Source organism: Pseudomonas gozinkensis, from assembly GCF_014863585.1.
In the GTDB taxonomy this organism is placed as follows: domain Bacteria; phylum Pseudomonadota; class Gammaproteobacteria; order Pseudomonadales; family Pseudomonadaceae; genus Aquipseudomonas; species Aquipseudomonas gozinkensis.
In genome coordinates this window covers 2,383,572-2,406,556 of record NZ_CP062253.1, presented here as the reverse complement: position 1 = coordinate 2,406,556, position 22,985 = coordinate 2,383,572, and the positions used below count along the sequence as shown (strand labels likewise).

The 22,985-nt window shown below is 58.3% G+C and carries 21 protein-coding genes; 14 read left to right on the top strand and 7 right to left on the bottom strand.

All coding sequences use genetic code 11. The features are described from left to right. Positions 1-124 precede the first annotated feature (124 nt). Positions 125-904 (bottom strand): ABC transporter substrate-binding protein, encoded by a 780-nt coding sequence (locus IHQ43_RS10765; RefSeq protein ID WP_011333505.1) that lies wholly within the window; start codon positions 902-904, stop codon positions 125-127. 254 nt (positions 905-1,158) lie between these two features. Next, entirely contained in the window at positions 1,159-1,593 is a 435-nt protein-coding gene (locus IHQ43_RS10760; protein WP_192564314.1) for a rhodanese-like domain-containing protein, read from the bottom strand. Between the two features lie 100 nt (positions 1,594-1,693). On the opposite strand from IHQ43_RS10760, the gene ftrA reads away from it, so the two are divergent. Then, positions 1,694-2,668 carry a transcriptional regulator FtrA gene (gene ftrA, locus IHQ43_RS10755; RefSeq protein ID WP_192564313.1) on the top strand — a complete coding sequence of 325 codons (975 nt, stop codon included), beginning with the start codon at positions 1,694-1,696 and terminating at the stop codon, positions 2,666-2,668. Positions 2,669-2,775: 107 nt separating this feature from the next. Here the strand turns inward: ftrA and cobF are convergent, their stop codons facing one another. Both cobF and IHQ43_RS10745 read right to left on the bottom strand, forming a co-directional pair. Further along, positions 2,776-3,531 carry a precorrin-6A synthase (deacetylating) gene (gene cobF / locus IHQ43_RS10750; RefSeq protein WP_192564312.1) on the bottom strand — a complete coding sequence of 252 codons (756 nt, stop codon included), beginning with the start codon at positions 3,529-3,531 and terminating at the stop codon, positions 2,776-2,778. Further along, positions 3,528-4,100: a histidine phosphatase family protein gene (locus IHQ43_RS10745; protein ID WP_192564311.1), complete on the bottom strand. Its 573-nt coding sequence runs from the start codon at positions 4,098-4,100 to the stop codon at positions 3,528-3,530. The genes cobF and IHQ43_RS10745 overlap by 4 nt, the downstream gene beginning before the upstream one ends. Positions 4,101-4,420: 320 nt before the next feature. Here IHQ43_RS10745 and IHQ43_RS10740 point away from each other — a divergent pair, with 320 nt between their 5' ends. The 8 genes from IHQ43_RS10740 (at position 4,421) to IHQ43_RS10705 (ending at position 12,678) form a co-directional block, all read left to right on the top strand. After that, complete coding sequence (locus IHQ43_RS10740) at positions 4,421-5,275, top strand: MurR/RpiR family transcriptional regulator (protein WP_085607603.1); 855 nt, start codon at positions 4,421-4,423, stop codon at positions 5,273-5,275. Between the two features lie 2 nt (positions 5,276-5,277). Beyond that, a complete protein-coding gene (locus IHQ43_RS10735; RefSeq protein ID WP_192564310.1) occupies positions 5,278-5,922 on the top strand; it encodes a cysteine hydrolase family protein in 645 nt (214 codons plus the stop codon). Next, positions 5,919-7,250 (top strand): glutamine synthetase, encoded by a 1,332-nt coding sequence (locus tag IHQ43_RS10730; protein ID WP_192564309.1) that lies wholly within the window; start codon positions 5,919-5,921, stop codon positions 7,248-7,250. Before IHQ43_RS10735 ends, IHQ43_RS10730 begins: the two co-directional genes overlap by 4 nt. Beyond that, entirely contained in the window at positions 7,234-7,986 is a 753-nt protein-coding gene (locus IHQ43_RS10725; RefSeq protein ID WP_192564308.1) for an N-formylglutamate amidohydrolase, read from the top strand. Before IHQ43_RS10730 ends, IHQ43_RS10725 begins: the two co-directional genes overlap by 17 nt. A gap of 87 nt (positions 7,987-8,073) precedes the next feature. Beyond that, a complete protein-coding gene (locus tag IHQ43_RS10720) occupies positions 8,074-9,423 on the top strand; it encodes an APC family permease (RefSeq protein WP_192564307.1) in 1,350 nt (449 codons plus the stop codon). A 118-nt stretch (positions 9,424-9,541) separates the two neighbouring features. After that, positions 9,542-10,558, top strand: a complete 1,017-nt coding sequence (locus IHQ43_RS10715; protein ID WP_192564306.1) for an arginine N-succinyltransferase — start codon at positions 9,542-9,544, stop codon at positions 10,556-10,558. Between the two features lie 55 nt (positions 10,559-10,613). Further along, on the top strand, positions 10,614-11,648 hold the full coding sequence (astA, locus tag IHQ43_RS10710) for an arginine N-succinyltransferase (protein ID WP_134023093.1): 1,035 nt from the start codon (positions 10,614-10,616) through the stop codon (positions 11,646-11,648). Between the two features lie 160 nt (positions 11,649-11,808). Further along, positions 11,809-12,678 (top strand): isocitrate lyase/PEP mutase family protein, encoded by an 870-nt coding sequence (locus IHQ43_RS10705; protein ID WP_007956238.1) that lies wholly within the window; start codon positions 11,809-11,811, stop codon positions 12,676-12,678. Between the two features lie 78 nt (positions 12,679-12,756). On the opposite strand, the gene IHQ43_RS10700 is transcribed toward IHQ43_RS10705, so the two are convergent. Further along, complete coding sequence (locus IHQ43_RS10700) at positions 12,757-13,059, bottom strand: hypothetical protein (RefSeq protein ID WP_192564305.1); 303 nt, start codon at positions 13,057-13,059, stop codon at positions 12,757-12,759. A 795-nt stretch (positions 13,060-13,854) separates the two neighbouring features. Here IHQ43_RS10700 and IHQ43_RS10695 point away from each other — a divergent pair. Next, positions 13,855-14,808 carry a reverse transcriptase domain-containing protein gene (locus IHQ43_RS10695; protein WP_192564304.1) on the top strand — a complete coding sequence of 318 codons (954 nt, stop codon included), beginning with the start codon at positions 13,855-13,857 and terminating at the stop codon, positions 14,806-14,808. Beyond that, positions 14,808-16,148, top strand: a complete 1,341-nt coding sequence (locus IHQ43_RS10690; protein ID WP_192564303.1) for an ATP-dependent nuclease — start codon at positions 14,808-14,810, stop codon at positions 16,146-16,148. The genes IHQ43_RS10695 and IHQ43_RS10690 overlap by 1 nt, the downstream gene beginning before the upstream one ends. Before the next feature lie 86 nt (positions 16,149-16,234). On the opposite strand, the gene IHQ43_RS10685 is transcribed toward IHQ43_RS10690, so the two are convergent. Beyond that, entirely contained in the window at positions 16,235-17,458 is a 1,224-nt protein-coding gene (locus tag IHQ43_RS10685; RefSeq protein WP_192564302.1) for a M20/M25/M40 family metallo-hydrolase, read from the bottom strand. 84 nt (positions 17,459-17,542) lie between these two features. Then, a complete protein-coding gene (locus IHQ43_RS10680) occupies positions 17,543-18,616 on the bottom strand; it encodes a diguanylate cyclase (protein ID WP_192564301.1) in 1,074 nt (357 codons plus the stop codon). A gap of 190 nt (positions 18,617-18,806) precedes the next feature. Here IHQ43_RS10680 and IHQ43_RS10675 point away from each other — a divergent pair, with 190 nt between their 5' ends. From IHQ43_RS10675 to hglS, 3 genes are all read left to right on the top strand, one after another. Further along, positions 18,807-20,261 carry a flavin-containing monooxygenase gene (locus IHQ43_RS10675; protein WP_192564300.1) on the top strand — a complete coding sequence of 485 codons (1,455 nt, stop codon included), beginning with the start codon at positions 18,807-18,809 and terminating at the stop codon, positions 20,259-20,261. A 16-nt stretch (positions 20,262-20,277) separates the two neighbouring features. After that, complete coding sequence (locus IHQ43_RS10670) at positions 20,278-21,216, top strand: alpha/beta fold hydrolase (RefSeq protein WP_192564299.1); 939 nt, start codon at positions 20,278-20,280, stop codon at positions 21,214-21,216. A 111-nt stretch (positions 21,217-21,327) separates the two neighbouring features. Then, positions 21,328-22,704, top strand: a complete 1,377-nt coding sequence (gene hglS, locus IHQ43_RS10665; protein ID WP_192564298.1) for a 2-oxoadipate dioxygenase/decarboxylase HglS — start codon at positions 21,328-21,330, stop codon at positions 22,702-22,704. The last annotated feature ends 281 nt before the right edge of the window (positions 22,705-22,985 follow it).

Sequence of the window (22,985 nt, the reverse complement as noted above, 5' to 3'; positions counted from 1 at the left end):
AACTCCGGAAATTCTGGGGTCGCTGCCAACGCAGCGACCGCATTGAAAATGTGCTGACAGGATAAATCACGGGCGAAAAAAAAGTGGCCACCGCGTCAACGGGGCCACTTTGTCCTACGGCGTATTAATGGCCGTACACGTCAAAGTCGAAGTACTTGTCCTGCACTTGCTTGTACTTGCCGTTGGCGCGGATTTCGTTGATGGCGGTATTGAATTTCTCCGCCAGCTCGGTATCGCCTTTACGCACAGCAATACCGGCGCCGCCGCCGAAGTACTTGGCGTCTTCGTAGGTCGGGCCGACGAATTCGAAGCCTTTGCCAGCGTCGGTTTTCAGGAAGCCGTCGCTCAGGTTGACCGAGTCGGCCAGCATCGCGTCGATACGACCGGAGACCATGTCGAGGTTGGCTTCCTGCTGCGAGCCGTAACGCACCAGTTCGATCCCGGCCGGCACCAGCACTTCGGTGGCGTAGCGGTCGTGGGTACTGGCGCGCAGCACGCCGACTTTCTTGCCTTTGAGCTCGGTCAGCGGGTCTTTCACGCCGGAGCCTGCCTTCATCACGAAGCGCGCCGGGGTGTGGTAGTACTTGATGGTGAAATCGACGTTTTTCTTGCGGTCGTCAGTGATGGTCATCGAGGACAGGATCGCGTCGATCTTCTTCACTTTCAGCGCCGGGATCAGGCCGTCGAACTCTTGCTCGACCCAGGTGCATTTGACTTTCATCTGCTCACACAGCGCGTCGCCGATGTCCACGTCGAAACCGGCCAGTTTGCCGTCAGGGGTTTTCATCGAGAATGGCGGGTAACCGGCTTCGATACCGATACGGATCGGTTTGGCGTCTTCGGCCACGGCGGTCAGGGACAACATCGACAGTGCCAGGGCACCGAACATAACCAGCTTTTTCATTTATTACTCCCGTGTGCGGAGGCTTTTATTGGCAGCTTTCGATTGTCAGGTTCGGCCTTGGGCTGTGCAGCGCAAAGAAACCGAAGTGGCCGGCAGTCTATGGCGCCGCGCACGGGGCAAATTGTGTTTAAGCGACAAATACTTACAGAAAATCGGCGAGTGCCATCACATGGGAGAAGTGTGCGCCAGAGCAGTGCAAGGGTTGTAGGACAAAGCCGACAAAAGCTGCCACCGAAGCGGCAACCCTCTGACTATCAGCAATCGCAAGCGATCGGCGCGGTGGCAACGCGTTGTGTCGCGACACTCAACTGAAAGCCTTCATCCAGCCACCCGGTCACCCCGCCGATCATCTCCTTGACCGGATAACCCAACGCCGCCAGCTTCACCGCGGCCTTGTTGGCGCCATTGCAGTGTGGGCCGGCGCAATAAACCACGAACAGGGTGTTTTTCGAGTAGTCCGCCAGCCCTTCCGCCGTCAGCAAACGCCCGGGAATATTGATCGCTCCCGGCACATGACCACGCTCGAAGGCCAGCGGCCCGCGCACGTCCACCAGCACAAAATCGACCTCGCCAGCCTGCTGGCTGCTGAAGACGTCGGAACAATCGGTTTCGAAGGTCAGACGGTTGCTGAAATGCATCAGGGCAATGGCCGAAGGCGCTGCAGGAATTTCGCGAACCAGGCTGGGCATGTTGAATCACTCCTTTGTCTGTAGGGATGAACAGACTTTATCGAGCCGCCGCTTGCCGCTACAGTGGCGCACAAGACACTCACCGGGAAGTTTCCGCCAAATGCCTGATTCACCTGGATTGGTCGCGATTCTGGCCTACGACGGCCTCTGCACATTCGAGTTCGGCATCGCCGTGGAGATCTTCGGCCTGGCCCGGCCGGAATTCGACTTTCCGTGGTACGAGCACTGCATCGCCGCGGTCGATCAAGGCCCGATGCGCGCCATGGGCGGGATTCAGGTGCTGGCCGATGGCGGTCTTGAGCTGTTGGCGGATGCGCGCACCATCATCATTCCCGGCTGGCGCGACCGCAGTGCGCCGGTGCCGGAAGCCTTGCTGGAAGCATTGCGTGATGCTCATTCACGCGGCGCCCGGTTGCTGTCGATCTGCTCGGGCGTATTTGTTCTGGCGGCCAGCGGCCTGCTCGACGGCCACGGCGCCACCACTCACTGGCGCTACACCACCGAACTGGCCGAGCGCTTCCCGGCCATCGACGTCGATCCGGATGTGCTTTACGTCGATTCCGGCCAATTGATTACTTCGGCCGGCAGCGCGGCCGGGATCGACGCCTGCCTGCATCTCGTGGCGCGGGACTTCGGCACCCAGATCGCCAACTCCGTGGCGCGGCGACTGGTGATGTCGCCGCAGCGCACTGGCGGTCAGGCGCAATTCATTCCCACACCGGTCAGCCCGACGCCGCGCAGCGACCTGTCGCGTGTGATGCAGTGGGCCCGCGAGCGCCTGCACGAACCGCTGGAAGTGCGCGATCTGGCCAGCGAAGCGGCGATGAGCGAGCGCACTTTCCTGCGCAAATTTACCGAAGCCAGCGGCCAGTCACCCAAGGCCTGGCTGCAACACGAGCGTCTGGCCCGGGCCCGGGAATTGCTGGAAAGCACACCGCAAAACACCGAGCAGATCGCCCTGCGCTGTGGTTATCGCTCGGTGGAAAGCTTTCGTGTGGCGTTTCGCAGCGTGGTCGGGGTGCCGCCGTCGGTGTATCGCGAGCGCTTTGGTCGTGAGGTCAGATCTACTTTTTGAGTTGAACTCACAGCCTTCTTCGCGAGCAAGCTCGCTCCCACAGGATCAAGTTGCTATCTGTGGGAGCGAGCTTGCTCGCGAAGGCGCCCTTCCAGGCAACATGTGAATCAAGGCTTGCGCAGAAGATAAGTGTCCATGATCCAGCCATGCTCGGCCCGGGCAGCCTTGCGCACCCGTTCGATCTCATCGGCAACATCACGGAGCTTGCCATGGATGAGGATTTCGTCCGGCGTACCGAGGTAGGCGCCCCAGTAAATCTCTGTCTCCTGATCCGCCACTCGATGGTAGGAATCTTCGGCATCGAGCATCACCACCAGACTGTCCGTGTCACTTACCTGCCCCGCCGCCAGGCGTCGGCCAGTGGTGATTTCAATTGAGCGACCGATGGTGTTCAACGGCACCTTGTGCTGCGCCGCCAGGGCCTGAACGCTGGTGATGCCCGGAATGACTTCGAATTCAAACGCACATCGCCCCGAGGCCAGAATCGCCTGCAGGATGCGAATGGTGCTGTCGTACAGCGCCGGATCGCCCCACACCAGAAAACCGCCGCACTGCCCGTCAGCCAATTCGTCATTGATCAGGCGTTCGAAGGTCTGCTGCTTGGCGCGGTTCAGATCATCGACACTGGCGCTGTAGTCCACATCACCGCGCTCGCGCTCCGGGCTGTGGGCTTCGGCGAAGCAGTACGTACGATCGGTGATGTAGCGCTCGCAGATTTCCCGCCGCAGGTCGATCAGCTTGTCCTTGCTCCGGCCCTTGTCCATCAGGAAAAACACGTCCACCTGATTCAGCGCCTTTACCGCCTGCATCGTGATGTAGTCCGGGTTGCCGGCACCGATGCCGATTACCAGCAATCGCTTCATTGTTCTGCTCCTTCCAGGCTCATGCCGGACAAACGTAGCCGCCAGCGCCCGGTAAACCGCAGTTCGACCGCCGCCAGCGGCTCTACATCTATGCTGTGAAACGCCTCACCCTGCACGACCTGCATCAAGGCAGCACGAATCACGAATGGATGGGTGACTGCCACCACATGCCCCGGCGTGGCCTGCAACGAAACCAGCCACGCGGCCACCCTTTCACGCAACTGCGCTACCGACTCACCGCCATGGGGTGCGGCGTGCGGGTCTTCGAGCCAGGCTAGCAATGCGTCGGGTTCGTACCGTTGCAAGTCCTTGATTGACTGACCTTGCCAGCGTCCCCAGTCGCAATCACGCAGGGCCTCATCGATGCGCGCCTCTCGACCAAACCATTCTGCCGTCTGGCGGGTCCGCAGTTCCGGGCCACAGATCAAGCGTGACGCGGCGTCAAAACGGGAACCCGCCGAGCAGGACGCGAGCAGGGTCTCTTCAACAGCTTCGTTCGTAGGAAAACACGCCAATTTTTGTGCGACGGTTCTGGCATGGCAGATCAATGTCAAACGGGTGGTCTGCACGGTCAGTCACTCGGCTGGAAGACAGGACGGTCATCGGCGAAATCGCGGATGGGGCAGCAATTGTGCCGTAAACCGTGAGGCTCCGGGCAAGTCGATTGGACAACTCAAACGTGTCAAAGCGGCAATCTCTGACACCACCATGGGCAATGGACTACAAGACTGATCGACATCCATGTAACCCTTGCGTTACGGGCATCCCGCCCCATTTTGGGGCTTGGTTTAAACGCCGAAAAATTCGCTAGACATGTAGCGTCAGTTACATAAATACTGTTTTAACGGATTGTGAAGCGAATTCAACACCCCATCCAGCAGGAGCCCGGATGCCCCCTTTAAGAGACCTGATCACCGACCCCGGCCTTGACCTGACGCCGTCGGAGCGCAAAGTCGTTCGCGCCTTGCTCGATCAGTATCCACGCAACGGGCTGGGCCCGATGGCGCGCCTGGCCGAACATGCCGGCGTCAGCGATCCGACGATCGTGCGGCTGGTGAAAAAGCTCGGTTTTGGTGGTTATGCCGAATTCCAGGACGCCCTGCTCAGCGACATGGACCACCGCCTGCGCTCGCCGCGCACCCTGTTGCAGCCGCGCTCGCACCAGAACAAGGACGATGCCTGGAGCCATTATCTGGCCCACAGCCACAACTTGCTGGCCGAAACCCAGGCCCTGACCCAGCCGGAAGATGTACGAATTCTGGCCGACTGGCTGCTCGACACCCGTCATCAGGTCTACTGCTTCGGTGGACGCTTCAGCAGCCTGATGGCCACTTACCTGCTCAATCATTTGCGTCTGCTGCGCCCCGGCTGCTTTGCGCTGGAGGACAACGCGCAACTGCCCGATCGCCTGTTCGACCTGCAACGCCAGGACGTGGTGCTGGTGTTCGACTATCGCCGCTACCAGACCCAGGCCCTGCGCGTGGCGAGCGCGGCGAAGAACAGCAACGCTCGCGTCGTGCTGTTCACCGACATCTATGCCTCGCCGCTGCGCGAACTGGCCGACATGATCATCAGCGCTCCGGTGGAGTCGGCCTCGCCGTTCGACACCATGGTCCCGGCGCTGGCCCAGGTCGAGGCATTGATTGCCTGCCTGACCCTGCGCTGCCCGGATCTGGCCGATCGCCTGGAAGGCATCGATGCCCTGCGCAACGACTTCGACACCCACTTGCTGGAGGATAAATAAGGATGTTCAGCCTTCCCCATCGCTCGCCACGGGACCTGCCGTTTGTCACCGACCACACCGCCCTGTTGCTGGTGGACATGCAGCGCGCCTGGCTCGAGCCGCAGTTCGACCCGCACCTCGAAGGCCCGGACGCCGCGTATTTCCTCAATCGCACGCGCTCGCAAGTGGTGCCCAATCAGGTTCGCCTGCTCAACGCCTTCCGCGACGCACGGCAGAACGTGCTGCATACCCTGATCGAAAGCCTGACCGCCGACGGCCGTGACCGCTCGCTGGATCACAAGCTGTCGGACATGCACCTGCCCAAAGGCAGCCCGCAGGCACAGGTGATCGCCGAACTGACCCCGATGGAAAACGAAATCGTGCTGCCGAAGACCTCGTCCGGGGTCTTCAACTCGACCAACATCGACTACGTGCTGCGCAATCTGGAAACCCGTCACCTGATCATCGCCGGCATCGTCACCGACCAGTGCGTGGACATGGCCGTGCGCGATGCCGCTGACCGTGGCTATCTCGTCACACTGGTGGCGGACGCCTGCGCGACTTACACCGAAGCACGCCACGACGCCTGCCTGAACGCGATCAAGGGCTACTGCTGGATCACCGACACCGACACCGTGCTCGGCCGGTTGCAGGAGATGCAACCATGAGCGAACGCCTGTCGCCGCTGCCGATGACCACTATCGTCACCACCGACCTGATCGGCGTCACCCGTGGCCGTTCGTTTCCCAGCGATGAGCTGGAACACTATCAAGCCGCCGGTTGCGGCTGGGTGCCAGCCAACAGCGCGCTGACGCCGCAGGACGTCATCGCTTCAACCAGTCCGTGGGGCGCTTATGGCGACCTGCGGCTGATTCCCGATCTGGCCAGCCGCGTCACTGTCGGCAACGGCCCGGACGCCGCAGCGCCAGCACTGGATTTCATTCACGGCGATATCCGCGAGACCGATGGCCGGCCCTGGGCCGCCTGCCCGCGCACGCTGTTGCGCAACGAGGTCGAGCGCTATCGTGATGAACTCGGCTTGCAAGTCAATGCCGCGTTCGAACACGAATTCAACCTGCACGCCGGGTTTGCCGAACATCTGGCGTTCTCGCTCGAAGCCCAGCGCCAGGGCGCCGAATTCGGCGGCTGGCTGCTCAGCGCGTTGCGCGCCGGGGGCGTCGAGCCGGAAATGTTCCTGCCGGAATACGGCAAGCACCAATACGAAATCACCTGCCGCCCGACTCTCGGCGTGGCGGCGGCGGATCGCGCGGTCAACGTGCGCGAGATCACTCGCGAAATCGCCCGGCAGATGGGGCTGGATCTGAGTTTTGCGCCGAAGACTGCCGCCGACGCGGTGTGCAATGGCGTGCACCTGCACGTCAGCCTGCTCGATCTGGCCGGGCAGCCAATGCTCTACGACTCCGGCACCAGCAATGGTCTGTCGACCCTCGGCCAGCACTGGGCGGCGGGCGTGCTGCATTACTTGCCGGCGCTATGTGCGTTCACTGCGCCGACACCGGTGTCGTATGAACGTTTGCAGCCGCACCACTGGAGCGCGTCCTACGCCTGCCTGGGCCAGCAGAACCGCGAAGCGGCGCTGCGTATCTGCCCGACCGTGAGCCTGGGCAACAAACCCGTGGCGAAGCAATACAACCTCGAATTCCGCGCCATGGACGCCACTGCCTCGCCGCATCTGGCAATGGCTGCGCTGCTGATCGCCGGACGCCTGGGCATCGAACAGCGTCTGGCGCTGAACGCAATCACCGATGAAATACCCGATTCACTCAACGACGAACAACGCAAGGCCCGGGGCATCGTTGCCCTGCCCGCCTCCCTGGCCCAGGCACTGGATTGCCTGCGTCGCAGTGAAGCGCTGGTCGAAGCGCTGCCAAGTGCGTTGCTCGACACTTATTTCGCCCTTAAAACCGAGGAACTGGCGCTGACGGAACAGCTCTCGCCCGCTGACCTTTGTGAGCACTATGCACGCCTGTACTGAATCCGCCGAGCTTGGGTTGTACACCCGACCGGTCTACAACCTGAGCCGTGAAGATTCGACGCACCCGCTGATTCTGGTGTGCGAACACGCCAGCCGCTACATCCCCGAGGCCCTGAACAATCTGGGCCTGGATGAAACGGCTGCCCGTGAGCACATTGCCTGGGATATCGGTGCCCTGGCGCTGGCCGAGCAGCTGTCGGAGCAACTGGGCGCGACGCTGTTGAGCGCCAACTATTCGCGCCTGCTGATCGACCTCAACCGCCCCCGGCATGCGCCCGACAGCATCCCGGCGCAGAGCGAGATCTATCAGGTGCCGGGCAACCGCGAACTCGACGAGGCCACCCGCGAATACCGGCGTCAGTGCCTGTTCAAGCCGTTTCACACGCGCCTGCAACAACTGATCGATGCACGTCTGGCTGAAGGTCGGCCGGTGCGGGTGGTGGGGATTCACAGTTTCACCCCGGTGTACTACGGCCAGCCGCGCGAGCTGGAAGTCGGCGTGCTGTTCGGCCAGGCAAGGGCCTATGCCCAACGGATGCTCGACGGCCTCGGCGAACATCCACTGAAGGTCGCCGGCAATCAGCCGTACAAGATCGACCCGCTGGGCGACATGACCGTACCGGTGCACGGCGATGCCCGGGGTCTTGCGTCGGTGTTGATCGAAGTGCGCAACGACCTGCTGCGCAGCCCGGAAGCGGTGAACCGCTGGGCAAATTATCTGGCTCCATTGCTGTAAGGATTGTTGTAACCACTGCTGACGCTGTAAACGACGGACCGAAATAACAACTAAAACGACCGATTGGCTGACAAGGAGTTGCGCTTCATGGAAATAGAAGAGTTCGGCTACAAACAGGAGTTGAAACGTAGCCTGACACTGACCGACCTGGTGGTGTACGGGATGATCTTCATGATCCCCATCGCCCCGTTCGGCGTGTATGGCTACGTCAACGCCGAGGCACCGGGGATGGTGCCTTTGGCGTACATCATCGGCATGGTGGCGATGGTCTTCACCGCGCTGAGCTACGGCAGCATGGCCCGGGCCTTTCCGATTGCCGGATCGGTGTATTCCTACGCGCAACGGGGCCTGAATCAACACGTCGGCTTCATCGCCGGCTGGCTGATGCTGCTCGACTATCTACTGATCCCGCCGCTGCTTTACGTCTATGCGGCGATGGCGCTCAACCACTTGTACCCGGACATCCCGAAGGTCGGCTTCATTCTGGCATTCCTGGTCAGCGCGACCTTCGTCAACCTGCGTGGCATCACCTTCACCGCCCGCATGAACATCCTGTTCCTGCTGGCGCAACTCGTGGTGCTGGGGATTTTCCTGTTCTACGCCTGGAATGCCCTGCACAACGGTGGCGGCAACGGCCAGTTGACCCTCGCGCCGCTGTATCACCCGGAAACCTTCAACTTCGCCCTGCTGATGCAAGCGGTGTCGATTGCGGTGCTGTCGTTCCTCGGTTTCGATGCGATCTCCACGCTCGCCGAAGAGATCAAGGGCGATCCGGGCCGCAGCGTCGGCAAAGCAGCGCTGATCACCCTGGTGGTGATGGGTGTGATTTTCGTCGCGCAAACCTGGATCGCTACCGATCTGGCAGCCGGCATGGGCTTCAAGTCCGCCGACACCGCGTTCTATGAAATCGCCGAAATCGCCGCTGGCAGCTGGCTCGCAACCTTGACCGGCGTGGCCACGGCCCTGGCCTGGGGTGTGGCGGTGGCGATCACTTCGCAAGCGGCGGTCTCGCGCCTGCTGTTCGGTATGGCCCGTGACGGCAAGTTGCCGAAAGTGCTGGCCAAGGTGCACCCGAAACACAATACGCCGTACCTGAGCATTTATCTGGTGGCCGTGCTGTCGCTGGTGATCTGCTATCTGTTCATCAATTCGGTGGACACCCTGACTTCGCTGGTCAACTTCGGCGCCCTGAGCGGCTTCATGCTGCTGCACCTGACCGTGATCAATTATTACTGGCGCCGGCAGAAATCCGGTCAGGTGATCCGTCACCTGATCTGCCCGGTGATCGGCTTCATCATCGTCGCGGCCATCATGTACAACATGGGCGTCGATGCACAGAAACTCGGCCTGATCTGGATCGCGCTGGGTCTGGTGTACCTGTTCTTCCTGAACAAGCTCGGCACCAGTACCGCGCTGCCTGACCCGAGCAACGGCTGACAAGAAAAAGAGCGGCGTCTGACAACAAATCAGGCGACCGCCGCTTTAACGCGTGGAAACCGACAGTGATAGTCAGGTTCGGCGAATGGGCCGAACCTTTTGATACAGGAGTGCATCCATGCTGGTCTTACGTCCAGTCGAGCCAAACGACCTGCCTCAATTGCAACAATTGGCGCGCGACAGCCTGGTAGGCGTCACGTCCCTGCCGGACGACAGCGAGCACCTGGGCGAAAAAATCGCCGCGTCCTGCGCCTCGTTCGACAGCGATGCGGCGGCTCAGGGCCCGGAGAATTACTTCTTCGTGCTCGAGGACCTGGACACCCGCCGACTGGTCGGCTGCTCGGAGATCCTCGCCACCGCAGGTTTCAACGAGCCGTTCTACAGCCTGCGCAACCGTCACTTCACCAGTGCCTCGCGGGAGCTGAACATCGAGCATGGCGTGCCGGCGCTGTCGCTGTGCCACGACCTGAGCGGCCACACGCTGCTGCGCGGTTTTCACATCGATGAAGCGCTGGTGCGCACGCCGTTTTCCGAATTGCTGTCGCGGGCCCGCTTGCTGTTCATCGCCGCCCACGCGCCGCGTTTTGCCGAAGCGGTGATCACCGAAATCGTCGGCTACAGCGACGAGCAAGGGAATTCGCCGTTCTGGGATGCGCTCGGCAAACATTTCTTCGACCTGCCCTACGTCGAGGCCGAACGCCTGTGCGGCTTGCAGAGCCGAACGTTTCTCGCCGAACTGATGCCGCAATACCCCATCTACGTGCCGATGCTGCCGCAGGCGGCACAGGACTGCATCGGCCGCATCCACCCGGACGGTCAGGAAGCCTTCGACATCCTCGAGCGCGAGGGTTTTGAAACCAACAGCTACATCGATCTGTTCGATGCCGGCCCGACCTTGTATGCACGCACCGCCAACATCCGTTCGATCACCCGGAGCCAGACCGCCACGGTTCGGGAGGAACCCCTGATCGATGCCCGCGGTCGTTATCTGGTGAGCAATGATGCTCTGCATGGCTTTCGGGCGGTGGTCGCCGAGCTGGATTTCCAGCCCGGCCAGCCCCTGGCGCTCGACCCGGTCCTGTGCGCGGCGCTCAACGTCCGCGCGGGCGGCACGATCCGGTTGATCGCCCTGTGAACCGCGCCCCTACCCAACGACAGTGCCCGAGCAGGCGCGCAAAAGGAGTTGCAGCATGATTGTCCGTCCGGTCCAAGTCAGCGACCTGCCAGCGTTGATGACGCTGGTGCAACAGGCCGGGCCGGGGTTCACCACCCTGCCCGCCAACGAAGATCGCCTGGCCCACCGGGTACGCTGGGCACAGCGCGCCTTCGCCGAGCAGGTCGAACGGGCCGATGCCGATTATCTGTTTGTGCTTGAAGACGACGAACAGCGAGTGGTCGGTGTCAGCGCCCTGGCCGGAGCTGTCGGCCTGCGTGAGCCCTGGTACAACTATCGGGTCGGGCTGACCGTCAGCTCGGCGCCGGACCTGGGCATTCAGCGGCAGATTCCGACGTTGTTCCTCAACAATGAACTGACCGGCCAATCGGAACTCTGCTCGCTGTTCCTGCGCCACGATCAGCGCCACGGCAGCAATGGTCGCCTGCTGTCGCTGGGGCGCTTGCTGTTTGTTGCCGAATTCCCGCACCTGTTCGGCGAAAAGATGATCGCCGAACTGCGCGGCAGTGCCGACGAACAAGGCTGTTCGCCGTTCTGGGACAGTCTGGGGCGGCACTTCTTCCAGATGGACTTCAGCCACGCCGACCACCTGTCCGGGCTGGGCAACAAGGCGTTCATCGCCGAACTGATGCCACGCCAGCCGCTGTACACCTGCCTGCTCACCGAACAGGCCCAGGCCGTGATCGGCCAGGCCCACCCCAACACCGAGCCGGCATTGAAAATTCTTCAATCCGAGGGTTTCGCTCACAAAGGCTACATCGACATCTTCGACGGCGGCCCGGTGATCGAGGCGCCGATCCGCAATATCCGCACCGTGCGCGACAGTCTGGAACTGACCCTGAGCATCGGCACGCCTGACGATCAGGCGCCGCTGTGGCTGATCCACAACCGGCGCCTGGAAAACTGTCGCATTACCGTCGCGCCGGGACGTCGGGTCGGCAGCAGTCTGGTGATCGACCGCCTCACTGCCAAACGCCTGCAACTGCAGCCAGGCAACTCGGTGCGGGCGGTGCCGTTGCCCAATCAACAGCAGCAGGCGGTGGCGGCCTGAGCGCACATTCCTGTAGAGAAAGCACCTGAACAGGTTTTTCCTGGTTAACTTCCTCGTTAATTCGTCATGATCCTTGACCCATTGGCGTGATAGCCTTTTCACCTTCGGCGTTGACACCTTTGCTCAAGCCTTTCCATTCCTTTGTATTGGTGGAACTCGTATGACCAGGCTTTCTCATCAAGATTTGCGCCGTAACTTCCGTCAGCTGCTGGCTTCCGACACCTGCTATCACACCGCCTCGGTGTTCGATCCGATGTCCGCCCGCATCGCCGCTGACCTGGGTTTTGAAGTAGGGATTCTCGGCGGCTCGGTCGCCTCGTTGCAGGTGCTGGGCGCTCCGGACTTTGCCCTGATCACCCTCAGCGAATTCGCTGAACAGGCCACCCGCATTGGCCGCGTCGCCCAATTGCCGGTGATCGCCGACGCCGACCACGGCTACGGCAACGCCCTGAACGTGATGCGCACCATTGTCGAACTGGAACGTGCCGGCGTCGCCGCGCTGACCATCGAAGACACCTTGCTGCCAGCTCAATTCGGCCGAAAATCCACCGACCTGATCACCGTCGCCGAAGGCGTAGGCAAGATCCGCGCGGCACTGGAAGCCCGGGTCGATTCGGAAATGGCGATCATCGCCCGGACCAACGCCGGCATCCTGCCGAACCAGGAAATCATCAGCCGTACCAAGCAGTATCAAGCTGCTGGCGCTGACGGTATCTGCATGGTGGGTATCCAGGACTTCGATCAGCTCGAGCAGATCGCCGAACACCTGACCGTCCCGCTGATGCTGGTGACCTACGGCAACCCTGCACTGCGCGACGACAAACGCCTGGCCGAACTGGGTGTGCGCGTCACCATCGACGGCCACGGTGCCTACTTCGCGGCGATCAAGGCGACTTACGACAGCCTGCGCGAACAACGCCAGATCTTCACCCAGGCCTCGGACCTGAGCGCCACCGAACTGACTCACACCTACACCCAGCCTGAGGAATACATTCTCTGGGCCAAGGAATACATGAGCGTCAAAGAGTAACCGCGCACCACGCTACAAAGAGGCAGAGCGGCCCGACGCCATTACGAGTCCACTCGCATGGCGCCCGCCGCGAAACCGCTAGACCGCCGTTTTGAAGCCCTCCTCCCGCTTTAATGCCCGCGTCTGAATCACGTTCAGAATGGCGCATCCCTCTCGCATCAACAGATGCACCGCGCTGGTAATGCGCGTCAGATCACAATCGGAAATGCCCTTGAGGTCGAGACTGGAAAAGGTGTCTGCCAGATCGCGCACGACCACAAAACGGTGCATCGCACACGCGGCCATGTCGCTGAGTTCTTTTTGAGTATTGATGAAGAGCACCGGGGATTCGGCGTCGTAGGTGTCGATGGGGAGGTAGCGGGGGATTACTTGATCGGTCATGGTGTAACTCCAATAGAGCAACCACCGTTCGCGGCCAAGCGAAGAAGGTGGCGGCTGTGTGCGGGTTGGCCGACCGGGCAGACCACATCCGGCACACCCGAAGGTGTCCCGCGCACAGCTGCCATAAAGCGAATCCAGGCACGAGAATGTCTGGACGATGACGCTGTAGCGTTTTGCCTGCCCGACCGGCCAAGGTCGTTCGCGGAGTTTTTCCGCGAGCCCAGACTATAGGGGTCGGCACCGAAACGCGGCAACAGGGTACGTTGTAGGAAAGGTCTTGGAAAGTTGTGCGCAAAAAAGACAAGGGCTTAAGGGTTCGAAGAGCCCAAAGCACCTACATCCACGACCGCTCAGACTACGCACCAATTCACACCTTGTTTTCCAAGACTCCTTGATCTACAGTCCGAGTCATGCCAGTGACTAGGAGCATCTCCAGTCATCAAATCTGGCCTCTACAGGTGTCTAGTCTCCTTTTACGTTTGTGTGCCTTTTAGCGTTGAGCTAAGAGGCACACAAATAGTAAAACCTCCTACGCAAGCAGACAGTTTCTTGTCGTCTCATCCTCTGTCGTCAAAATAGATACGTACTTCTTTTGATCGATTACAGCTACAGATCGATTCTTTTCATCCGTACCTGATCCGAAATTTCCTACCCATCACGTCCTTAGGAAACATTTTTCCTACGTCAGGAACTCCTTCTTCTCTTTTTTTAGAAACGATTGTTTCACACGATACTTTGCGGCATATTTTGTCGAAGTCGTATTCTCGCTGCGGCAGTCTTCCCAAGGCGTAAAAAATGAACAAAAGACCTCTAAAAGAGCTGTTAGTCGCAATGCATCAGGGGAAATTCGAATTTCCTGAGTTAGACACAGGCGACATAACCAGTCTTTACGAAACAAAAAAATACAATGATCGAGAAGTACACGTACCAAACAAAAAACTAAGAACCTTTCACTCCTTCATAAAACTGATACTTCTTGATCATCTAGATACAAATGAAGACGTTGTTTTTTCATACAGAAAAGGGGTAAATGCCGTAGATGCAGTATCTAAGCATTCCCGTAGCAAATATTTCTTTCAGACCGACATAAAAAACTTCTTCAACAGCATTGACGAAGACATGGTAAAAGAGACAATTCTCAAAAATATCGAACAATGTCCAATATCTGATATTCAAGATCACATTGAAAAAATAGTAAAAACCTTGACAGTCAACAACTCAGTACCTGTGGGCTTCTCAACCTCACCAACTCTCAGCAATGCATGCCTTTTTACTTTCGACAACACTCTTCAAGAATACTGTAAAAGCAACTCATTAGTTTTTTCTAGATACTCTGACGACATAATCATTTCCTCCATGGAAAAAAACTCAATATTTGAGGCTGAAAAATACATATCGCAAAAGTTATCCGAAATTACAAAAAACAAACTCTCGATCAATGATGCAAAAAGCAAACACACTCAGACAGGGAACAAAATCAAGCTACTAGGAATGGTAATCCTTCCAAACGGAAAAGTATCCATAGACATAAAATTCAAACAAGATACAGAAATCAAACTTCACTATTACCTCACCAACAAAGAGACATTCAAAAAAATCGTAGGATCAGACTTCGATGGCGCTATAGAAAAAATATCGGGACATCTTAACTACTACAACACAGTCGACCCCAGCTATCTCGACAAGTTAAGAAAGAAATACGGCACAACTACCGTGGACATGTTCCTTCACAAGTCGGACAAACTATAATGCAACTATCAGTCGAGCTAAAAAACATACAACATGTTAAGAGTTTGACTTTTGGCGTTGACTTGAGTGAAAACAAGCTCACATGCATTGTAGGAAAGAACGGAATAGGAAAAACAACGCTCATCAAAGCAATCCTTAATTTCCGATCTGCGGACACCTTCTCCAAGACCACCTCATCAGGCATATTCAAAGCCGATAGCGAGGTAACATACAGGTTCGGCACTAACGAATTTCAGTTCACTTTCGACACATCGATCAACAGCCTTAACTGTAAGTCAGCCATCCCTGAGGAAATAAAAAAAACTATCGATGTCGAGCTGCCAATGCCGTATGGCCAACGATTCAACCATTTCCAAAGTATCAGCACTGCGGACAAGGACATACGAACAGCGATCATATTAGGAAGGTTTACGTGCCCTCACGAACTCATTGAGTTTCTAAGCGACATCTATTCCAGTGACAAATTCAAAAATCTTGTTGAAATAAAAATAAAAAACACGAAATATTACTGCATACCACTTGAGGGTGACAGATATGTTAGAGAAGACCACCTAAGCTCAGGTGAATTCTTCCTGATCAGTTTGTACAGAAAAATTACCAACCACTGTAAGCTAATCGTAATTGATGAGATAGATATTTCGCTAGATGCGGCGACCCAAGCCCATTTAATACGGCGACTCCGCGCATTCTGCGAAACATACAAAGTCAATATTGTATGTACTACCCATTCACTCGCCCTAATGAGAACATTAAAAAACAAAGAGCTTTTCTACATGACAAACATTCATGGTGAAGGCGATATCATACCCGCCTCCTACAACTATATTAAAAGCATAATGTTTGGATTTACTGGCTGGGACAAATACATCCTGACAGAAGATGAGATGCTAAAAAATTTTCTCATCTTCATGATTTCAAAGTACTGCCCAGCTAATTTTTCCCAGTACAAAATCGTACCAATTGGAGGGGGATCAAATGTAATAAAACTACTATTGCTCAACGCAAAAGAACATTTTCTTTCCAGTCCAGAAAACGTAATCTCAATCCTGGACGGGGATCAAAAAATATACAAACACATCAAAAACTGCCCTAACACTTACTTCTTACCCTTCGATAGCGTTGAGAAGAAAATTTTCGAAGACCATAAAATCTCTGAGTTTCTACCGGACTTTAAATGTGCTGATCATATCACCACAGACAAGCACTTCTACAAAGCTATCACAGAAAACAAGTTGATTAACGACCTTGCTATATTTGAGTACCTGTGCAACACATCGGAAGAAAACATAATTCTTCTAAGCAAAGAAATTGCTTGCTTCCTATCTCAAAAACCTGACTAACATGAACACTTTATGATTCGGCTTATTACAAACAAAGCAAGCAGCCTACGTTCACGACGGCTGCTTAACTCTGATATATCAAACTACTATTTCGCCAACTCCATAATCATCCGCGACAACAGATAAATCCGCGGCGCCACGCTCTCCACTTCCGCGTATTCCTCCGGCGTATGAATGTTGCCGCCAACAATCCCGAACCCGTCCAGCGTCGGCGTACCCACTCCGGCCGACAAACTGGCATCCGCTGCCCCACCGCTGCCTTCTTCGGTCAACTTGCGGCCAATCTCACCGTAGATCCCTTGGGCCATCGCCATCAGGCGATCCGACTCAGCCGTCTGCGGCATCGGTGGCAAACCGCGTTGCAATGAAGTCTTCACCTCAGTGTCAGGAATCAACTTGTCCTGCGACACCCGCGCCAGATCCTTCTCGATCCGGTCGAACTCTTCCGGCACCGCCGCTCGCACGTCAGCCTTGGCCGTGGCCTGATCCGGGATCACGTTGGTGCGGTCGCCAGCCTTGAGCACGGTGAAGTTGATGGTGGTTTTCTTGGCTTCGTCGCCCAGTTTGCCCAGTTGCAGGATCTGATGCGCCGCTTCCATCGCCGCGTTGCGCCCCAGTTCCGGTGCGACGCCGGCGTGGGCGGCCTTGCCCTTGACCTCGACCAGCGCGGTGGCGCTGCCTTTGCGCCATACCACCAGACCATCGGCCGGGCGACCCGGTTCGAGGTTGAGGGTGACGTCGTGAAGTTTGGCGGTTTTCTTGATCAGGTCGGTGGCAACGTCCGAGCCGGTTTCTTCGCTGGCATCGAGCAGGAAAGTGATTTGCGCATAGTCCTTGAAGTCGAGGTTCTTCAGAATTTTCAGCGCGTAGATGCCGGCGACGATCCCGCCCTTGTCGTCCATCACCCCCGGCCCGTAGGCGCGGCCGTCCTTGATGTGGAACGGTCGCTCAGCAGCGGAGCCTTCCTTGAACACCGTATCCATGTGCGCCATCAGCAGGATTTTTGCCTTGCCGGTGCCTTTGAGCGTGGCGAGTACGTGGTTGGTTTTTTCCGGGGTGTTGGGCACCAGTTCGATGGTGGCGCCGAGCTTTTTCAGCTCTTCGATGGCGATGTCGCTGACCTGCTTGAGACCCGGTTCATAACCCGAGCCCGAGTCGATATTGACCAGGCGCTCGAGCAGTTTCAGGGCTTCGGGCTTGTATTGCTCCGCGTCGGCCAACACTTGCTTATGCGGTTCGGCGAAGGCACCGGAGGCTGCAATAGCGAGGGACAGGCCGGCCAGCAGGGAACGAGGGAAATTGAACGTCATGAATCAATCCTTGTTTCGTGTCGGGTACTGAACCGTACCTGACATCGCGCCAAGGCTCTATCCCGGATGCGACACCCAATCCGTTCAAACCGAATCGAAAACCTCGCGTCGCGGCTTGTCATCGTTGCAGCAGATGACCCGATTGCGCCCGCTGGCCTTGGCCTCGTAAAGCGCTTCATCGGCGTCATTCAGCCAGCGCGTTGCATCACTGTGAGCCGGATCGAGCGCGGCCAGACCAATGCTCAGGCTGACTTGCAGCGCCGGGTTCTGTTCGTACACCAGAAAGGAAAAACGCTCACGCAATGCTTCCATCGCCTGCGCAGCGTTGAACAGCGGCAAGTCCGGCAGAATCACGCAAAACTCGTCGCCGCCGTAGCGCCCCGCCACATCGGCCATGCGCAGATTCTGCTTGAGCATCTTGCTCAACTGACGCAGGACGATGTCCCCCGCCACATGGCCATAGGTGTCGTTGATCGACTTGAAATGGTCGATGTCGATCAGCGCAATCGCTGCGCCTGTCTGCTGGCGTTTGCAGCGTTGAAACTCGACTTCCAGTTGATCCTTCCAGGCGCCGTGATTGAGCAGACCGGTAAGGCTGTCGGTGCGGCTCAGAGCCAGCAATTCACGTTTGTGCAGGCCGAGGGTGTAGGCCTGGCGAAAGCAGATCCAGCCCAGTGCCAACGGATACAGCATCAATAGCGGAAGGCAGGCATACAGCTGAGCCGGCGTGGTCATCGGGACGAACGCGGGGGCAAACACCACCAGCCCGACGCCAACGCCAAGCAACTGTGCCGCCGCCCCGGCCAGCAGAAAACGCAGACCGCCGATGGCAACGTTGTTCATCGCCATCATCGAAATGGTCGTGGCACTGGGCAAGGGATTGAAGTGCATGGCGGCGACCCAGAAGCCACCGAGAAAGGCGTCGATCAACAGATTGCGGTGTTCGGCGTGGTACGGAACCGTCGCCCGGCGGGCCCATTGATACGCGAGGTGCGGCCAGACCAGGCCATTGAACAGCATCAGCGCCCAGACCCAGGCCGGCGGGTCGAGCGGGTACATCGCGACACTCACGCACAAAAGCCCCAGGACCAGCCCGAGGGTTCGCGATGTATAAAGCCTCCTGGCCAGTGAAAGTCCCTTTCCTCCCGTTCTTCCCATAGGGGCCTCGACCACTCGACGGCACCGCGCAGACCGCAGACCGGATGTGCTGGGAGTCTAACAGGGCGACGTTAAATAGCCATCACCGGCCAGCGGGCCGAATGCCCCGTCATCTACACCACACGGCGGGCAAATGATTGGCTATACATGAAAGGGGGAAAATGGAAAAAAGGCTCTAAGAAGGAGGCCCATGCAAACCTACCAAGTGTTGATCATCGGCAGCGGGTTTGGCGGCCAGTGCGCAGCGGTCAATCTGCTCAAGGCCGGTATCGACGACTTTCGCTTGCTGGAGCGACGGGACTTTTTCGGCGGCACCTGGTGCCAGAACACCTACCCCGGCGCAGCGGTGGATGTGCCGTCGCCTCTCTATTCACTGTCGTTTGCACCTTACCGCTGGACGCAAATGTTCGCCGAGCAGGCCGAACTGCACCGCTACACCGACCATGTGGTCGAGCGTTTCGGCCTGCGCGACCGGGTGGAACTGCAGGCCAACGTCGAGCGCGTCGAATGGGACGATCACGAAAAGCGCTGGGCCGTACACACAGCCACCAAGGGCATTTTTTATGCGCAATTCCTGATCAATGCCACCGGGCCGCTGAGCCAGCCGGTTATCCCACACTTCCCTGGCCAGGATCGCTTTCAGGGCAAGACCTTTCATACAAACAATTGGGATCACAGCTACGACTATCGCGGTAAACGGGTGGCGATCGTCGGCAGCGGCGCCAGCGCGGCCCAGGTGATTCCGGCGATTGCACCGAAGGTCGCTGAATTGCACGTGTTTCAGCGCACAGCGCATTGGGTGCTGCCCCGGGCCGACCGTACGTTCGGGCGGTTCCAGCGCTGGCTGCTGGGTCTGAAACCGGCCTACAAACTGCTGCGCTGGATGATCTACTGGCAGTTCGAAACCCGGGTCATCGCCTTCAAATACTCGAAACCGGCGATTCACATGGTGCAGCGCCAGGCCCTTAAGTTTCTCAAACGCCAGGTGGCTGATCCCGAGTTGCAGAAAAAACTGACACCGGACTTCACCATCGGCTGCAAACGGGTGTTGGTCTCCAGCACTTATTACCCGGCACTGACCCGGCCCAATGTGATGCTGCACAGCCGCGAACAAGGCATCGCCAGCCTCGACGAAACCGGTATCGTCACTACGGACGGTCAGCATATCGACGTCGATCTGATCGTCTGGTCGACCGGTTACGACGCCACCGACGGCGTGATTTCCTACCCGGTCAGCGGAAAAAACGCCGTGCAACTGCGCGATGTCTGGGCGCAATATCCGCGCGCCTATCTCGGCACCAGCCTGCCGGACTTCCCCAACCTGTTTATCGTCACCGGGCCAAACACCGGCATCGGTCATACCTCGGCGCTGTTCATCATCGAATCGCAGATGAACTACATCCTCGATTGCATCCGCACCGTTCAGGCCAAAGGTCTGCGCAGTATCGAAGTTCGCCCCGAAGCAGAACGTACCTACACTCAGATGATTCACCGGGAAATGGAGCGCACGGTCTGGAAAACCGGCGGCTGCCACAGTTGGTATCAAAGCAGGAGCGGTCATGTGATCGCGATGTTTCCGGGCTTCAGTTTCAGTTATCACCGGTTGACCCGGGCGCTGAAACCGGCCGACCACATTCTGTCTTGAACAAGGAAGACTCACGATGCTTTTGCTGTTTGTCGCCCTCGCGGTTTTCGTGGCCTGGAGCTGGTTGAGTTATCCGGCAGTCGGCCACTGGCTCTACGATCTGAGCGCGGCCCTGGAGGCCAGGCTGTACCGGTTGCACAAGATTGAAGTACCGATTGCCGAAATGACCGTGTCGACCTGGCAAGGCGGGCCTTATGAAGCATCGAGCAGCATTCTGATGCTGCACGGCTACAGCGCCGAAAAGAACCTGTGGCTGCGCTTCGCCCGGCATTTTGTCGGGCAGTACCGGGTGATCATCCCGGACCTGGCCGGCCACGGCGAAACCGGCTTCAAGGCCGGCGGCGGCTATGACATCCCGGTGCAGGCCAAGCGCATGATCCAGTTGCTCGATGTCTGCGGCGTCGAGAAAGTCCACGTGATCGGCAACTCCATGGGCGGCTACATTGCCGCGTGGCTGGCGGCGACCTACCCGGATCGCATCGCTTCGGTGGCGCTGATCGACCCGGCCGGCGTCACCGCGCCCGAGCCCAGCGACATGGAGCGCCACCTGGCCCGTGGGCACAATCCGTTTCTGATCAATTCCCGGGAAGAATTCCGACGTTTCTATGCGATGACCATGGCCTCGCCACCCTGGGTGCCCGGTCTGGTGCTGGACGCGATTGCCCAGCGTTACGAACAATGCCGCGACGAACTGGAAGAGATCTTCCGCGACTTTCGCGCCAGCCCGCCAATGGAGCCAAAACTCCCAGACATCAAATGCCCGGGGCTGTTGCTCTGGGGCCGCAAGGATCGGTTGATCGACGTCAGCAGCGTGCCGGTCTGGAGCAAGGGCATTGCCAATCTGCGGGTCGATGTCTGGGACGGCGTCGGTCACATGCCGATGGTCGAACAGCCGTCGAACACGGCACGTCTGTATCGGGAGTTCCTGGGGGAGAATTCGCGTCAGGACAGGTAAACGGTCAGTCGTTGGCAGAATGAAGTCCGTAGGATTCTTCGTTTGCCCGCGTCGGCGAAGGCTGCGATCTTTTCCCCCATCCTTTACGTGACCGTGCCAGGAATTTTTTTCATGACCGTGCAGCCTTTCGTCAGCCCCGACCTGATCCGCCAACGCTTCTCCAAAGCGATGTCCGACATGTACCGCGAAGAAGTGCCGCTGTACGGCGCCTTGATGGAACTGGTGGAACAGACCAACCGCGACGTGCTGGCACGCCAGCCGCAAATCGCCAGTCAACTGCACAGTACCGGCGAAATCGAACGGCTGGACATGGAGCGCCACGGTGCAATCCGCGTTGGCACCGCCACCGAGCTGGCCACCCTCACCCGCCTGTTTGCGGTGATGGGCATGCAACCGGTGGGTTATTACGACCTGACCCCTGCCGGGGTGCCAGTGCACTCCACAGCGTTTCGCGCGGTGCATGAAGATGCGCTGCAGGTCAGCCCGTTCCGGGTGTTCACTTCGTTGCTGCGACTGGAGTTGATTGAAGATCCTGAGCTGCGGGCCTTTGCTGAGTCAGTGCTGGATAAGCGTTCGATCTTTACGCCTTCGGCGCTGAGGCTGATTGAACAGGCCGAGTCCGCTGGCGGCCTGAGTGAATCCGAGGCTGAGGAATTTGTCCTGCAAGCGCTGGAGACTTTTCGCTGGCACCACAGCGCCACCGTCACCGCCGCGCAATACCAGACCCTCAGCGCCCAGCATCGTCTGATTGCCGATGTCGTGGCCTTCAAAGGCCCGCACATCAACCACCTGACCCCGCGCACGCTGGACATCGACATCGTCCAGGCGCAGATGCCGCTGCACGGCATCACGCCCAAAGCGGTGATCGAAGGCCCACCGCGTCGGCAGCACCCGATCCTGTTGCGTCAGACCAGTTTCAAGGCGCTGGACGAGCCGATCGCCTTCACCGACCAGACGCAAACCCGCGGCAGCCACAGCGCACGCTTCGGTGAAATCGAACAACGGGGCGCGGCGCTGACTCCCAAGGGCCGTGCGTTGTACGACCGACTGCTGAACGCGGCGCGCGATGAGCTGGGCGATTTCCCCAACGAAGGAAACGCCTCACGCTACAACGCGCTGATGGCCCGGCACTTCAGCGAATTCCCTGACAGCCTCGAGGGCATGCGCGAGCAGGAACTGGCGTATTTCCGTTATTTCCTGACAGACAAAGGAAGTCGTCCCGCTGACGTTTCGCTGCAAGGGTTATTACGCGACGGCTATGTGAAAGCCGAGCCGCTGGTGTACGAAGATTTCCTGCCGGTGAGTGCGGCAGGGATTTTTCAGTCGAACCTGGGGGATACGGCACAGGCGCACTATGGCGAACATTCCAACCGGCAGGCGTTCGAGTTGGCCCTTGGGCGTTCGACCATTGATGAGTTGGGGTTGTACGCCGAAACCCAGCAACGCTCGATCGAGGAATGCCTCGCTTCAATCGCCCGATCCGCGTAAAAAGCGGCAATTGGCCATACTGCGCAAGAAGTTGCGCACTTGTTTTGTAAAAATGCTCACCGATTCCGCTGGAGGCCACGTGCTTCAAGGCCTCCAGCCAAGTGCGCAAGAAGTTGCGCAGTACTGCGCAACTTCTTGCGCACTTCGAGCCATTGGGCTGTTCAAAAAACGCTCAAACCCGCATTCCAGACCGCTGAAGCCCCCTGTTCCCGGGGACTCGCCAAAAGCTGGCACGCTCCTTGATAGCAGTCAGGCACCCACCGGGCGATTTCGCCTCCCGG

Coding starts and splice junctions, on each gene's coding strand:
- IHQ43_RS10765 (WP_011333505.1), bottom strand. CDS start 904: ATGAAAAAGCTGGTTATGTTCGGTGCCCTGGCACTGTCGATGTTGTCC.
- IHQ43_RS10760 (WP_192564314.1), bottom strand. CDS start 1,593: ATGCCCAGCCTGGTTCGCGAAATTCCTGCAGCGCCTTCGGCCATTGCC.
- ftrA (WP_192564313.1), top strand. CDS start 1,694: ATGCCTGATTCACCTGGATTGGTCGCGATTCTGGCCTACGACGGCCTC.
- cobF (WP_192564312.1), bottom strand. CDS start 3,531: ATGAAGCGATTGCTGGTAATCGGCATCGGTGCCGGCAACCCGGACTAC.
- IHQ43_RS10740 (WP_085607603.1), top strand. CDS start 4,421: ATGCCCCCTTTAAGAGACCTGATCACCGACCCCGGCCTTGACCTGACG.
- IHQ43_RS10735 (WP_192564310.1), top strand. CDS start 5,278: ATGTTCAGCCTTCCCCATCGCTCGCCACGGGACCTGCCGTTTGTCACC.
- IHQ43_RS10730 (WP_192564309.1), top strand. CDS start 5,919: ATGAGCGAACGCCTGTCGCCGCTGCCGATGACCACTATCGTCACCACC.
- IHQ43_RS10725 (WP_192564308.1), top strand. CDS start 7,234: ATGCACGCCTGTACTGAATCCGCCGAGCTTGGGTTGTACACCCGACCG.
- IHQ43_RS10720 (WP_192564307.1), top strand. CDS start 8,074: ATGGAAATAGAAGAGTTCGGCTACAAACAGGAGTTGAAACGTAGCCTG.
- IHQ43_RS10715 (WP_192564306.1), top strand. CDS start 9,542: ATGCTGGTCTTACGTCCAGTCGAGCCAAACGACCTGCCTCAATTGCAA.
- astA (WP_134023093.1), top strand. CDS start 10,614: ATGATTGTCCGTCCGGTCCAAGTCAGCGACCTGCCAGCGTTGATGACG.
- IHQ43_RS10705 (WP_007956238.1), top strand. CDS start 11,809: ATGACCAGGCTTTCTCATCAAGATTTGCGCCGTAACTTCCGTCAGCTG.
- IHQ43_RS10700 (WP_192564305.1), bottom strand. CDS start 13,059: ATGACCGATCAAGTAATCCCCCGCTACCTCCCCATCGACACCTACGAC.
- IHQ43_RS10695 (WP_192564304.1), top strand. CDS start 13,855: ATGAACAAAAGACCTCTAAAAGAGCTGTTAGTCGCAATGCATCAGGGG.
- IHQ43_RS10690 (WP_192564303.1), top strand. CDS start 14,808: ATGCAACTATCAGTCGAGCTAAAAAACATACAACATGTTAAGAGTTTG.
- IHQ43_RS10685 (WP_192564302.1), bottom strand. CDS start 17,458: ATGACGTTCAATTTCCCTCGTTCCCTGCTGGCCGGCCTGTCCCTCGCT.
- IHQ43_RS10680 (WP_192564301.1), bottom strand. CDS start 18,616: ATGGGAAGAACGGGAGGAAAGGGACTTTCACTGGCCAGGAGGCTTTAT.
- IHQ43_RS10675 (WP_192564300.1), top strand. CDS start 18,807: ATGCAAACCTACCAAGTGTTGATCATCGGCAGCGGGTTTGGCGGCCAG.
- IHQ43_RS10670 (WP_192564299.1), top strand. CDS start 20,278: ATGCTTTTGCTGTTTGTCGCCCTCGCGGTTTTCGTGGCCTGGAGCTGG.
- hglS (WP_192564298.1), top strand. CDS start 21,328: ATGACCGTGCAGCCTTTCGTCAGCCCCGACCTGATCCGCCAACGCTTC.